The sequence below is a fragment of the Cupriavidus ulmosensis genome, from assembly GCF_977008105.1.
This window is the reverse complement of sequence record NZ_CDRMWP010000002.1, coordinates 523668-536193: the sequence shown is the minus strand read 5'-3', so window position 1 is coordinate 536193 and position 12526 is coordinate 523668. Positions and strand designations below refer to the sequence as shown.

Here is a 12526-nt window from a genome sequence, read left to right as displayed (position 1 = left end):
GCCGGCCGCGAAACGGCGGCGCGGCGGCCCGGGGCGCCGCGCCAGCCTGCAATATAGATCATCGGCCGGCATGGCGTGCGGGCCTGCCGTGAAGCCGCCATTTGCGGACACCGCCGCGGCAGACGATAATTGCGCGGCCGCGCAAGCCGCGCGGCGCTGTCCTCGCCGGTTCTCTTCCTCGCCTCCATGCAGCCACACCAAGGCCTACCCCGTCCCCAACGCACCTGGGCCATCCTCACCGTGTTCTGCGGCCTCATCATGGCCGTGCTCGACGGCTCGATCGCCAACATCGCGCTGCCGTCGATCTCGCGCAAGCTCGCCTCCGACCCGAGCAGCACCATCTGGGTGGTCAACGCCTACCAGCTCACCGTCACGGTGTGCCTGCTGCCGCTGTCCTCGCTGGGCGACATCCTCGGCTACAAGCGCGTGTACCGCACCGGGCTGGCGATCTTCCTGCTCGGCTCGCTGCTGTGCGCGCTCTCGCCCACGCTGCCGGTGCTGGTGGCCGCGCGCGTGCTGCAGGGCATCGGCGGCGCCGGCATCATGAGCGTGAACACGGCGCTGGTGCGCTTCATCTACCCGCCCACCAAGCTCGGCCGCGGCATCGGCCTCAACGCGCTGGTGGTCGGCATCACCATCGCCGTGGGGCCGTCGGTGGGCGCGCTGATCCTGTCGGTGGCAAGCTGGCAATGGCTGTTCGCCATCAACGTGCCGGTCGCGGTGTTCGCGCTGCTGCTCGCGCGCAGCGCGCTGCCGGCCACGCCGCCGCAGCCGCACGGCTTCGACTACCGCAGCGCGCTGCTGTCGACGGTGGTGTTCGCGCTGTTCATCCTCAGCGTGGACGCCGCCGGGCACGCCGGCCTGCGCGCCGCCGCGGCCGCCGGGCTGGCGGCGGCGGCGCTGCTGGGCTGGTGGCTGGTGCGCCTGCAGCACGGCAAGCCCGCGCCGCTGGTGCCGGTGGACCTGTTCCGCAGCCGCGCCTTCACGCTGGCGGTGGGCACCTCGTTCTGCTCGTTCATGGCGCAGATGCTGTCCTTCGTGGCGCTGCCGTTCTACCTGGAATACCAGCTTGGCCGCTCGCTGCACGAAACCGGCCTGCTGATCACGCCGTGGCCGCTGATGGTGGCGGTCATGGCGCCGCTGTCGGGCCGGCTGTCGGACCGCTATCCGGCCAGCATCCTGGCCGGCATCGGCCTGGCGCTGCTCGGCAGCGGGCTGGTCGGCCTGGCCATGCTCGGCCCGGAGGCGTCGAGCTTCGGCATCGGCTGGCGCATGGCGATGTGCGGGCTCGGCTTCGGCCTGTTCCAGTCGCCCAACAACCGCGCCATGATCGGCGCCACGCCGCCCGCGCGCAGCGGCGGCGCCAGCGGCGCGCAGGCAACCACGCGGCTGCTCGGGCAGACCACCGGCACCGCCATCGTCGCGCTGCTGTTCAGCATCGAGCCGTCCGGCGCGGCCCGGCTGGCGCTGTTCGTCGCGGCCGCGGTGGCCGCGGCGGGCGCGGTGGTGAGCTTCAGCCGGCTGCGCAGCGGCAGCGGCTCGCAGGCGCAGGGCGCGGCCGAGGCGGACATCTGAGCGAAGGGCGCGTGGCGCGGCGGCGCCGGGGAAGTTCGCCGGCGCCGCCAGCACGCCCGGACACGGCGCCCAATGTCCGCGGCAACGTCAGGGATAGCCAGCGATGGCGCGGCCGCCTCCCCATGTCGGCTGACGCGGCAGGCGAACACGGGAAGCCGGCACCCGCGCCGGGCGCCGAATGCCGGAAGGCTCGCGCTACTCCGCCTTCGCGCCCGACTCCTTCACCACCTTGGCCCACTTCGCGATCTCGCTGCGCTGGTAGCTGGCCAGCTTCTCCGGCGTGCCGAGCACCGGGTCCAGGCCCAGCGTCTTGAGCTTGGCCTGCACGTCGGGCAGCGTGTAGATGCGGTTGAGCTCGGCGTTGAGCCTGGCGATCACGTCCTTGGGCGTGTTGGCCGGCGCGAAGATGGCGAACCACGAATCGGCCTCGAAGCCGGGCAGGCCCTGCTCGGCCAGCGTGGGGATGTCCGGCGCCGAGGCGGTGCGCTTGGCGCTGGTCACGCCGAGCGCGCGCAGCTTGCCTTCCTTGACCACCGGCAGCGCCGACGGCAGGTTGTCGAACATCATCGTGATGTGGCCGCCGAGCAGGTCGGGGATGGCCATCGCGCGGCCCTTGTAGGGCACGTGCGTGATCTTGACGCCCGCCATCGAGTTGAACAGCTCGCCCGCCACGTGCAGCGAGGTGCCGACGCCCGGCGTGCCGAAGGTGAGGCCGCCCGGCTTGGCCTTGGCCAGCGCGATCAGTTCCTGCACGTTCCTGGCCGGCACGGAAGGGTTGACCACCAGCACGTTGGGCGTGGACGCGACCAGGATCACCGGCGTGAAGTCCTTGACCATGTCGTATGGCATGTGCGCGTAGAGCGCGCCGTTGATCGAGTGCGTGCCCACCGTGCCCATCGCCAGCGTGTAGCCGTCGGGCGCGGCGTGGGCCACGGCCTCGGCGCCGATGTTGCCGCCGGCGCCGGGCTTGTTGTCGACCACCACCGGCTGGCCCAGCGAGATCTTCTCCGAGAAGATGCGCGCCAGGATGTCCGGCGCGCCGCCGCTGGGAAAGCCGACCACGAGCCGGATCGGCTTGGACGGATAGGTGTCCGCGCGCGCCGGCGGCGCCGACAGGACGGACAAGGCGGTGCAGGCGGCCAGCATGGCCGCCGCGAGAGGTTTGCTGCGCATGGTTGTCTCCAGGTGTTTTTTTGCTTTTTGGGTAATACCGGTACTGCCGATGCTGCGGGTGCCGCGCGGCGCGCGGCCTTGCTCACTGCTTACACCACGCTGCCGCCGAACTCCGCCATCACTTTATCGTGCAGGCGGCGCATTCCCTTGAGCCAGCGGTCGTAGTCCTGGCCCTTGCGCTGGTAGTACTCCAGCACTTCGGGGTGCGGCAGGATCAGGAAGCGCTCGTCCTTCACGCCTGCGAGCGTGACCTGCGCCACGTGCTCCGGCGTGACCGAGCCGGCCTGCAGGAAGCCCTTGCGCGAGCCGTCCTCGCCGAACAGCATGTTGGTCTGCACGCCCTGCGGGCAGATGCAGCTTACCTTGATGCCGCGCTCGCCGTAGGTGATCGACAGCCATTCGGCGAAGCCGATGGCCGCGTGCTTGGTCACGGCGTAGGGCGCCGAGCCGATCTGCGACAGCAGCCCGGCGGCCGACACGGTGTTGACGAAATAGCCCTCGCCGCGCGCCAGCATCTGCGGCAGCACCGCGCGCGCGGCGTGGATGTGGGCCATCACGTTGATCTCCCAGATGCGCTGCCATTCCTGCGCGCTGGCATCGAGGCCCTTGCGCAGGATGATGCCGGCGTTGGAGCAGAACACGTCGACCTGGCCGAAGCGCTCGGTGGCGGCGTCGGCCAGCGCCTGCACCGCGGCGGCATCGGCCACGTCGGTGCGCTGCGCGAAGACCTGGCAGGCGGGACTGGCCTGCGCCAGTTCCGCGGCCACCGTGCGTGCGCCAGCCTCGTCGAGGTCGGCCACCGCCACGCCGCGCGCGCCGCCGGCGGCGAAGGCCAGCGCCAGCGCGCGCCCGATGCCGGTGGCGGCGCCCGTCACGATCACGGTCTTGTTGCGGATGTCCATCGTTGTCTCCTTTGTTTTCTTTGTCTGTATTGCCTGCTGGATGTCTGGCCCTTGCGGCGCATGTCCACCGGGCCGCGTCGATGCGCGATGATGCCCGTTGCCCGTCTATCCGTGCCCCTGCCACAGGCGCCCCTGCAGCGCGTCGGCGAGTTCGCGGATGCGCGGGCCGAGATTGCCGTCGAGGATCTCGGGCGCGAGCCGCGTGGCCGCGCCGCCGATGTTGATGGCCAGCACTTCGGCGCCGCCTTCGAGCACCACCGGCGCGGCCGCACCGCTCACGGTGCGGTCCCATTCCGCGTGCGCCACGCAGAAGCCGCGCCGGCCGTAGTCGCGCAGCGCGCGCTCTAGCTTGGCGCGCAGCGGCGCCCAGCGGCTGCCGTAGAACTGTTCGAGATCGGCGATGGCGGCGGCGCGCCGCGGCGCTTCCAGCCCGGCCAGCCACGCGCGGCCGATGGCGGAGGTGGCGGTGGGCAGGCGCGAGCCCGGCGCCAGCCGCATCACCAGCGCGCCGCGCGGCTGGCAGACCTCGAGGTAGACCATCTCGTGGCGGTCGGCGGTGGCCAGCGCCACGGTGCAGTCGGTGGCGAACGCGAGCGACTGCATCAGCGGCCGCGCGATCTCGCGGATGCGCGAGCCGGCGAGGTAGCGCTGGCCGAGCACCATCGCGCCTTGCCCGAGGCGGTATTTCTCGAGCGATTCGGAATAGATCAGGTAGCCCAGGCTGGTGAGCGTGTAGGTCAGGCGCGAGACGGTCGGGCGCGGAATGCCCGCGCGCCGCGCGAGCTCGGCATTGCCGAGGTAGTCGTCGTGCGGGCCGAACGCGCGCAGCAGGTCCAGTCCGCGCGCCAGCGCGGTGACGAAGTTGCGGTCGTCGCGCGCGGCGTCGGCGAGCGCGCCGGCGCACGGCGGCAGCGTATCGGCATCGGCGTCGGGCACGGACGCGGGCACGGATGCCGGCACAGGCACGGACGCGGGCGACAGCGGGATCGACGAGGTGCGCTTCATGGATGGCGGCGACGCTGGAGACGGGCTGCAAACCGCGGGCCGTGAACTGCGGACCGCGGGCCGCGGGAGGACGCATTCCGCACCGCGCCGGCATGCCGAAGAAAACGGGCTGCGCCGGCTATTTCGCTGTGCGGAAGACTATTCCGTATTCCTTGACTGTGCCTCAGGCCGTATGCAACAGTCAATGAAAACGAACGATCGTGCTGGAAAGTGCATATGCATGCAAACGCATCGCGCTTTCACCGGCCGACGACACCGGCAGCGAGGCATCGCCCTCGCCCCGCCAATCCGCACTGCACAGGCATTGCACAGGAGACAGAACATGCACCGCACGACCCGCCAAGCCGCGTCACCGCCCGGCTGATCCCGCCCTCGCCTCATGAGCGGCGCCGCCTTCGCGCGGCGCCGCACGTTCCACGCCATCCGCGCCGCGGATTGCGTGTCTTCGTTCGTGATCCGCAAAGAGGTAAGCCGAGATGTTGTTTCTCCAACAAGTCCTGAACGGCCTCACGCTGGGCGGCGTGTACAGCCTGGTGGCGCTGGGCCTGACGCTGGTCTACGGCATCCTGCACGTGCCCAATTTCGCGCACGGCGCGTTCTACATGGCCGGCGCCTACGTCTCGTACTACATGATGGCCGCGCTCGGCCTGAACTACTGGCTGGCGATGGGCGCGGCGGCGCTCGCGGTGGCGGCGCTGTCGATGCTGGCCGAGCGCCTGGTGTTCCATCCGCTGCGCAACGCGCCGGAGCTGCACGACATGATCGCCGCCATTGGCATCATGCTGTTCCTCGAAGCCGGCGCGCAGGCGCTGTGGGGCGCGGACTTCCTGCGCATGCCCACGCCCTACGGCCAGATGGTGGAACTGTTCGGCCTGACCGCGCCGGCGCAGCGCCTGCTCATCATCGCCGCCGCGTTCGGCCTGATGGTGCTGCTGCACCTGTTCCTCACGCGCACCGTGACCGGCTCGACCATCGTGGCGATGGCGCAGAACCGCGAGGGCGCCGCGCTGGTCGGCATCGACGCCACGCGCGTCACGCTGCTGGTGTTCGCCATCTCGGGCGCGCTGGCGGCCATCGCCGCCACGCTGTACGCGCCGATCAACCTGGTCTACCCGAGCATGGGCAACCTGGTCATCACCAAGGCCTTCGTCATCATCATCCTCGGCGGCATGGGCAGCATCCCGGGCGCCATCGTGGGCGGGCTGATCATCGGCATGGCGGAGAGCTTCGGCGGCTTCTACGTCTCCACCGACTACAAGGACATCATCGCCTTCGTGCTGCTGGTGGCCATCCTGTCGGTCCGGCCGCAGGGCCTGTTTGCCGGCAAGACCGCCTGAGGAGCGCAGCATGACCAAGACACTGCAAGGCAAGACCGGCTGGGCGCTGCTGCTGGCGCTCGCCGTCGCGTTTCCGCTCATCACGCCCAACAGCTACTACCTGACGGTGATGACGCTGGCCTTCATCTACGCCATCGCTACGCTCGGGCTGAACCTGATCACCGGCTATACCGGCCAGCTCAACCTCGCGCACGGCGGCTTCATGGCGATCGGCGCGTACACGCTGGGCATCCTCACGGTGGACCACCAGGTGCCGTTCTGGTGGGCGTTCGCGCTGTCGGGCGTGGTGTGCATGGCGGTGGGCTACTTCGTCGGCGTGGTGTCGCTGCGCCTCAAGGGCCATTACTTCTCGATCTTCACGCTGTGCATCGGCTACATCATCTACCTGCTGATCGAAAAGTGGGAAAGCCTCACGCACGGCACGGTGGGCCTGATCGGCATCCCGGTGCCGGCCGCGGTGGGCCCGCTCGCGTTCGACAACGTGCAGGCGCAGTACTACCTGGTGCTGTTCTTCCTGGCGGCGGGCACCTTCCTCATGCACCGCATCGTCACCTCGCTGCTGGGCCGCAGCTTCATGGCCGTGCGCAACAGCGACGCGCTGGCCGAGGCGCTGGGCATCGACCTGATGCGCACCAAGGTGCTGTCCTTCGTGCTGTCGGTGGGCTACGCGGGTTTTGCCGGCGCGCTGTACGCGGGCCAGGTGCGCTTTCTCGGTCCCGACATCGCGCGCACCGACCTGACCTTCGACATGGTGATGGCGATGCTGGTGGGCGGCACCGGCACGCTGCTCGGGCCGCTGCTGGGCGCGGTGCTGGTGCCGTGGGTCACGCAGACGCTGCAGTTCCTGCAGGACTACCGCATGCTGGTGTTCGGGCCGGTGCTGGTGCTGCTCATCATCTTCGTGCCGGACGGCATCGTCGGTTCGTGGCTCAAGCGCCAGGCGCGCCGCGCCGCCGCCGCGCGGCGCGGCGGCAAGGATCGCGCGCCGGCCGCCACGCCGGCCAGCGCAACCGCAGCCAACGCAGGAGCCGACCATGCTTGAGATCCGCAACCTGACCCGCAAGTTCGGCGGCCTGACCGCGGTGCACGATGTCTCCGTCACGTTCGAGACCGGCCACATCAACGCCATCATCGGCCCCAACGGCGCCGGCAAGACCACCTTCTTCAACCTGATCGCCGGCACGCACGCGCCCACCTCCGGGCAGATCCGGTTCAAGGGCCGGGACGTGGCCGGCCTGCGCGCCGACCAGATCGCGCGCCTGGGCGTGGCGCGCACGTTCCAGGCCACGCATCTGTTCGACCGCGCCACGGTGCTCGACAACCTGATCGTGGGCCACCGCCTGCGCACGCACTCGGGCCTGGCCGACGTGCTGTTCAACACGCGCCGGCTGCGCGAGGAAGAGCGCCTGTGCCGCGACAAGGCCGAGGAAGCGCTGGAGTTCGTCGGCCTCGCGCACCTCGCGCACGAGGTCGCCGCCGACATCACGCAGGAAGAGCGCAAGCGCGTGGCCTTCGCGCTGGCGCTGGCCACCGGCGCCGAACTGCTGCTGCTCGACGAGCCGGCTGGCGGCGTCAACCCGGAAGAGACCGTGGGCCTGGCCGGGCTGATCCGCAAGATGGTCGGCCACGGCAAGACGGTCTGCCTGATCGAGCACAAGATGGACATGATCATGCGGCTGGCCGACAAGATCATGGTGCTCAACTACGGCGAGAAGATCGCCGAGGGCACGCCGGCGCAGATCCAGCAGGACCCGCACGTCATCGAAGCCTACCTGGGAGCCGACCATGTTGCAGCTTGAACGCGTCTCGCTGTCCTACGGCAGCTTCCGCGCGCTGGACAACATCACGCTGCACGCCGGCGCCGGCGAGCTGGTGGTGCTGCTCGGCGCCAACGGCGCCGGCAAGAGCTCGATCTTCCTGGCCATGAGCGGCATCCACCGCGCCAGCGGCGGCACCATGCGCTTCGACGGCCGCGAGCTGTCCGGCATGAAGCCGTCGCAGATCGTGCAGGCCGGGCTGGTGCACTGCCCCGAGGGACGCAAGCTGTTCCCGGCCATGAGCGTGCAGAAGAACCTGACGCTGGGCGCCTACGTGCACCGGCGCGACACGGCCGGCATCCGGCGCTCGCTGGAAGAGGTGTTCGAGATGTTCCCGATCCTGCGGCAGAAGAAGGACGACCCCGCCGGCTCGCTCTCGGGCGGCCAGCAGCAGATGGTGGCGCTCGGCCGCGCGCTGATGAGCCGCCCGCGCGCGCTGCTGCTCGACGAGCCGTCGCTGGGGCTGGCGCCGCTGGTGGTCAAGCAGATGTTCGAGGTGATCCAGCGCATCAACCGCGCCGGCACCACGGTGCTGCTGGCCGAGCAGAATGCCTACGCGGCGCTGGGCATCGCGCACCGCGCCTACGTGATCGAGAGCGGGCGCATCGTGATGGAGGGCGACCGCGACGCGCTGCTCGGGGACGAGGGGGTCAGGCGGGCGTATATCGGGGGCTGACGCCGCCGCGTGTTGCATATTTTCTTCCCTCTCCCGCAGGCGGGAGAGGGAAGAAAACAAGAACAACAACAGGCAGTACCAACACAACAGGAGACAGCCAGATGCAAACCAAGACGATCCGCCGCTTCTTCCCGCTTGCCTTCCCGCTTGCCGCCACCGCCGTGGCCGCGCTGCTGGCATCGGGCGCCGCCTTCGCCCAGGAGGTGGTCAAGCTGGGTTACACCGGGCCGCTGTCGGGCGGCGCCGCGCTGTACGGCAAGAACGTGCTGTCCGGCATCCAGATGGCGGTGGACGAGATCAACGCCGCCGGCCTGGAGGTCAAGGGCAAGAAGGTCAAGCTGGAAGTGGCCGCGCTCGACGACAAGTACGCGCCGGCCGAAGCCGCCATCAACGCGCGCCGCCTGGTGCAGCAGTACAAGACGCCGGCCGTGTTCGTGCCGCACTCGGGCGGCATCTTCGCGCTGCAGGCGTTCAACGAGCAGGAGAAATTCCTGGTGATGGCGTACTCCAGCGTGCCGCGCATCACCGATGCGGGCAACAAGCTGACCATCCGCATCCCGCCGGCCTATACCGGCTACATCGAGCCGTTCGTCAAGGCGCAGATGAAGCGCTACGGCAAGAACGTGGCGCTGGCGCCGGCCGACCACGACTACGCCAAGGCCTGGGTACAGGCCTTCGTGCCGGCATGGGAAGGCGCGGGCGGCAAGGTGGTGGCCAACAACCCGATGTCCTACACCAAGGCCACCGACTTCTACAGCGGCGTGTCGCGCGTGCTGGCCGACAAACCCGACGTGATGTTCGTGGGCGGCCCGTCCGAGCCGACCGCGCTGGTGGTCAAGCAGGCGCGCGAGCTGGGCTTCAAGGGCGGCTTCATCGTGATGGACCAGGCCAAGCTCGACGAGATGGCCAAGGTCACGGGCGGCCTGGGCATGCTCGAAGGCGCGATCGGCGTGATGCCGCTGGCCAACGACAGCCGTCCGGCCGCGCAGACCTACAACGCCAAGTACAAGAAGCTGCACGAGGGGCGCGACGCCACCACCGAGATGTCGCTCAACTACACCATGGTGTACGTGCTGGCCAATGCGATGAAGCTGGCCGGCACCACCAGCGACGTGGCCGCGATCCGGGCCAGGATGCCGGAAGCGGTGAAGACGCTGACCAGGGACGCCAACCCCAACGAGATCGAGAGCATCGACGCCAGGGGCGGCACCGTGGCCGATACCGTGGTGGGCTGGGTGCAGGGCGGCAAGATCGCCCAGGTGCGGCTGTCGGAACTGGCCAGGTAACGCTGCGCCCGACCACGCGCGCCGGCCGGCGGCCAGCGCGCGCTTCGTGTCTCCCGCGTCCGGTCACCCGGCGGCGGCGCCTAGGTGTGCTGCTGCTGGCGCTGCAGCTCCTGCTGGCGGCGCTGCTGCTCCTGTTGCTGGCGCTGCATGTTCTGCTGCTGGCGTTGCATTTCCTGCTGCTGCCGCTGCATCTGCTCTTGCTGCTGGCGCTCCATCACCTGCTGCTGGCGCTGCTGCTCCTGGACCTGGCGCTCCTGCTGCTGGCGCATCTGCATGCGCTGCTGCTCCATCTGCTGGCGCTGCGTTTCCTGCTGCTGCCGCTGCATGGCCTGCTGTTGCTGCAAGGCCTGCTGGGCGCGCTGCTGCTCGCCGCGCTGGCGTTCCAGTTGCTGGCGCTGCATCTCCTGCTGTTGCTGAAGCGCCTGCTGCGCGCGCTGCTGATCGCCGAGCTGGCGCGCCTGCTGCTGGCGCTGCATCTCCTGCTGTTGCTGGAGCGCCTGCTGCGCGCGCTGCTGGTCGCCGAGCTGGCGCGCCTGCTGCTGGCGCTGCATTTCCTGCTGTTGCTGGATCGCCTGCTGCGCGCGCTGCTGATCGCCGAACTGGCGCGCCTGCTGCTGGCGCTGCATCTCCTGTTGCTGCTGGATCGCCTGCTGCGCGCGCTGCTGGTCGCCGAACTGGCGCGCCTGCTGCTGGCGCTGCATCTCCTGTTGCTGCTGGAGCGCCTGCTGCGCGCGCTGCTGGTCGCCGAACTGGCGCGCCTGTTGCTGGCGCTGCATATCCTGCTGTTGCTGGATCGCCTGCTGGGCATGGAACTGGTCGCCGCGCTGGCGATCCAGTTGCTCGCGCTGCATGTCCTGCTGCTGCCGGATGGCCTGCTGTTGCTGCATGGCCTGTTGCTCGCGCGCCTGGTCGGGGCGGGTGGTCCAGCCGCGCGCGCGCGGGTCGCCGCCCGGCGCCGGCGGCTGGCCGCCGGGGGCCGCGCCCACGAAGCCCTGCGGCATGGCGCCGCGCGGGCCGCCTTCGGTGCGTTGCGGATTGAAGGCGGGGTTGGCGGGGGTGGCGGGGTTGCCCTGGCCGCCTTCGCCGCGCCCGCGCCAGGCCGGCGCGGCCTGGCTCAGCCGGACCTGGCCGCCGGCCGCGGCCGGGCCGGCGGGCTGGGCGTTGCCGCCGCGCCAGGCCGGGCCCGCGCCGGGCACGGTGCCGCCGCCGCGCGCAAGGCGCTGCGCCAGCTCGTCGCCGGCGGGGCGGCCGGGCGCGCGCACCGCGATGGCGGGACGGGCGAAGCCCTGCACGACCGCCGGCGGCGCCGGCCGGCCCGGGCGGGTGCCCAGCAGGCTGGCCTTGACCGGTGCCAGCGGCGGCGCGCCATTGGCCTCGCCGCGCGGCAGGTCGCGCCAGGCCTCGTGGCGGGCGCCGGGCGGCACGCGCTGGCCCTGCACGAAGGCGCGCGCCGGCATGCCGGTGATGGCGCCCGGCACGTCGCGGTTGGCATAGGCGCCGCGCGCGCGGTCGTTGGCGAACTCGCGGTTGACGGTGAAGCGGTTGACGCGGCCGAGGTAGGCGGCGCTGGCGCCGTAGGCCGGCCGGTAGCTTTCATGCGGGCCGAGCGGATACCAGGCCACGCCGGGGCCGCCGCGGCCGCCGCCGACGAAGCCCACCAGCGCGGGCGCGTACACCGGGCGCACCGCGCGCGGCCCCGGCATCCAGCCCCAGCGGCTGCCGATGCGGGCCCAGCGGCCATAGTGGAACGGCGCGAAGCCCCACGGCGCCTCGTCGCACCAGGTCCAGCCCCACGGCGCCACCCAGGCCCACGAGCCGGTGCTGTACGGTGCCCAGTCGGCCGCCACCACGCGCGGGAACCACACCGCGCCGTAGCCAGGGTCTTCCTGCCAGTCGCCGTAGCCGTCCAGCGCGGCGTAGCCGGTCATCTCGGGCGGCACGTACATGGCCGAGGGCGAAGCATCCTCGCGCGCGTCGCGCGCCGTGGTCCAGCGGTCGAACTCGTCCTCGGGCGGATTGAAGGCGGTGCCGGCCTCGGCCAGGTCGCTGCCGGCGAAGCGGATCTGCTCGCCGCGGCGCATCTCGCGCGAGCGGCTCTCGCCGTACACCACGGCCGAGCCGTGGTGCATCGTGACCACGGTGGCGCTGCCGTCGGCGGCCACGTCGAGGCGGTAGTCGCCGGGCTCGCGCGGCACGAAGGCGAGGTTGGGCGTGTCGATCTCGACCGGCTGGTCGGGCGGCAGCGCGCGCACCCGCAGTTGCAGCGTGCCCTGGGTCAGCTTGACCTGGGTGGCGCTGTCGTCGAGGTTGAGCACCGTCGCCGCGGTGGCGCCGCCGAGCCGGATCGCGGTGGAGCCGGCATGCAGCTCGGCGCGCCCGCCGTTGTCGACCCACAGGCGGTCGCCGGTGGTGATCGGCCGGTTGAGCGCGGCCTGGGCCCAGTCGTCGGAGCCGGCGGGCGCCAGGCTCAGGCTGCCGGCGGCGTCGGTGATGGTGGCGATGCGGTCGGAGGGGTCGGCGGACTGCGCCAGCGCCGGCGCCAGCCAGGTGGCGCAAGCGATACCGATGGCCAGGAGCAGGGCCCGGGCGCCGGGGCCAAGCCTGCGGGCAGGAAACATGGAATTACCTCGTCGATGCGAAGGGCGGCGGGCCGGTGCCGGCTGTCCCTGTTGTCACGATACTGCGCCTGGCGGCAGCCGGCCGGCGCGGCGCATCTGACTTTGTAAGCACATATTTCCCCGCGGCGGCCAACGCG

10 protein-coding genes are annotated in these 12526 nt (G+C 70.9%); 6 read left to right on the top strand and 4 right to left on the bottom strand.

From position 1 onward, the window contains the following. The first annotated feature begins 186 nt into the window (after positions 1-186). The gene (locus ACWTPI_RS22280; protein WP_454732743.1) at positions 187-1575 is read left to right on the top strand and encodes an MFS transporter; all 1389 of its coding nucleotides are present in this window, start codon (positions 187-189) and stop codon (positions 1573-1575) included. 195 nt (positions 1576-1770) lie between these two features. On the opposite strand, the gene ACWTPI_RS22275 is transcribed toward ACWTPI_RS22280, so the two are convergent. From ACWTPI_RS22275 to ACWTPI_RS22265, 3 genes are all read right to left on the bottom strand, one after another. Next, a complete protein-coding gene (locus tag ACWTPI_RS22275) occupies positions 1771-2748 on the bottom strand; it encodes a Bug family tripartite tricarboxylate transporter substrate binding protein (protein ID WP_020204041.1) in 978 nt (325 codons plus the stop codon). An 89-nt stretch (positions 2749-2837) separates the two neighbouring features. Beyond that, positions 2838-3650, bottom strand: coding sequence for an SDR family oxidoreductase (locus ACWTPI_RS22270; protein ID WP_059415106.1), 813 nt, complete (start codon positions 3648-3650; stop codon positions 2838-2840). 105 nt (positions 3651-3755) lie between these two features. Continuing rightward, entirely contained in the window at positions 3756-4655 is a 900-nt protein-coding gene (locus ACWTPI_RS22265) for an IclR family transcriptional regulator (RefSeq protein ID WP_454732742.1), read from the bottom strand. A 476-nt stretch (positions 4656-5131) separates the two neighbouring features. On the opposite strand from ACWTPI_RS22265, the gene ACWTPI_RS22260 reads away from it, so the two are divergent. From ACWTPI_RS22260 to ACWTPI_RS22240, 5 genes are all read left to right on the top strand, one after another. Beyond that, positions 5132-5992, top strand: a complete 861-nt coding sequence (locus ACWTPI_RS22260; RefSeq protein WP_020204044.1) for a branched-chain amino acid ABC transporter permease — start codon at positions 5132-5134, stop codon at positions 5990-5992. Between the two features lie 10 nt (positions 5993-6002). Then, the gene (locus ACWTPI_RS22255; protein ID WP_454732741.1) at positions 6003-7034 is read left to right on the top strand and encodes a branched-chain amino acid ABC transporter permease; all 1032 of its coding nucleotides are present in this window, start codon (positions 6003-6005) and stop codon (positions 7032-7034) included. After that, positions 7027-7791, top strand: coding sequence for an ABC transporter ATP-binding protein (locus ACWTPI_RS22250; protein ID WP_454732740.1), 765 nt, complete (start codon positions 7027-7029; stop codon positions 7789-7791). The genes ACWTPI_RS22255 and ACWTPI_RS22250 overlap by 8 nt, the downstream gene beginning before the upstream one ends. Beyond that, on the top strand, positions 7778-8485 hold the full coding sequence (locus ACWTPI_RS22245; RefSeq protein ID WP_020204047.1) for an ABC transporter ATP-binding protein: 708 nt from the start codon (positions 7778-7780) through the stop codon (positions 8483-8485). Before ACWTPI_RS22250 ends, ACWTPI_RS22245 begins: the two co-directional genes overlap by 14 nt. A 101-nt stretch (positions 8486-8586) precedes the next feature. Continuing rightward, on the top strand, positions 8587-9771 hold the full coding sequence (locus tag ACWTPI_RS22240) for an ABC transporter substrate-binding protein (protein WP_454732739.1): 1185 nt from the start codon (positions 8587-8589) through the stop codon (positions 9769-9771). Positions 9772-9851: 80 nt separating this feature from the next. Here ACWTPI_RS22240 and ACWTPI_RS22235 read toward each other — a convergent pair whose 3' ends face one another. Beyond that, on the bottom strand, positions 9852-12389 hold the full coding sequence (locus ACWTPI_RS22235) for a DUF6600 domain-containing protein (RefSeq protein WP_454732738.1): 2538 nt from the start codon (positions 12387-12389) through the stop codon (positions 9852-9854). Positions 12390-12526: the final 137 nt, after the last annotated feature.

Excerpts from the sequence above, each read along its gene's own strand:
- ACWTPI_RS22280 (WP_454732743.1), top strand. The coding sequence starts at position 187 with ATGCAGCCACACCAAGGCCTACCCCGTCCCCAACGCACCTGGGCCATC.
- ACWTPI_RS22275 (WP_020204041.1), bottom strand. The coding sequence starts at position 2,748 with ATGCGCAGCAAACCTCTCGCGGCGGCCATGCTGGCCGCCTGCACCGCC.
- ACWTPI_RS22270 (WP_059415106.1), bottom strand. The coding sequence starts at position 3,650 with ATGGACATCCGCAACAAGACCGTGATCGTGACGGGCGCCGCCACCGGC.
- ACWTPI_RS22265 (WP_454732742.1), bottom strand. The coding sequence starts at position 4,655 with ATGAAGCGCACCTCGTCGATCCCGCTGTCGCCCGCGTCCGTGCCTGTG.
- ACWTPI_RS22260 (WP_020204044.1), top strand. The coding sequence starts at position 5,132 with ATGTTGTTTCTCCAACAAGTCCTGAACGGCCTCACGCTGGGCGGCGTG.
- ACWTPI_RS22255 (WP_454732741.1), top strand. The coding sequence starts at position 6,003 with ATGACCAAGACACTGCAAGGCAAGACCGGCTGGGCGCTGCTGCTGGCG.
- ACWTPI_RS22250 (WP_454732740.1), top strand. The coding sequence starts at position 7,027 with ATGCTTGAGATCCGCAACCTGACCCGCAAGTTCGGCGGCCTGACCGCG.
- ACWTPI_RS22245 (WP_020204047.1), top strand. The coding sequence starts at position 7,778 with ATGTTGCAGCTTGAACGCGTCTCGCTGTCCTACGGCAGCTTCCGCGCG.
- ACWTPI_RS22240 (WP_454732739.1), top strand. The coding sequence starts at position 8,587 with ATGCAAACCAAGACGATCCGCCGCTTCTTCCCGCTTGCCTTCCCGCTT.
- ACWTPI_RS22235 (WP_454732738.1), bottom strand. The coding sequence starts at position 12,389 with ATGTTTCCTGCCCGCAGGCTTGGCCCCGGCGCCCGGGCCCTGCTCCTG.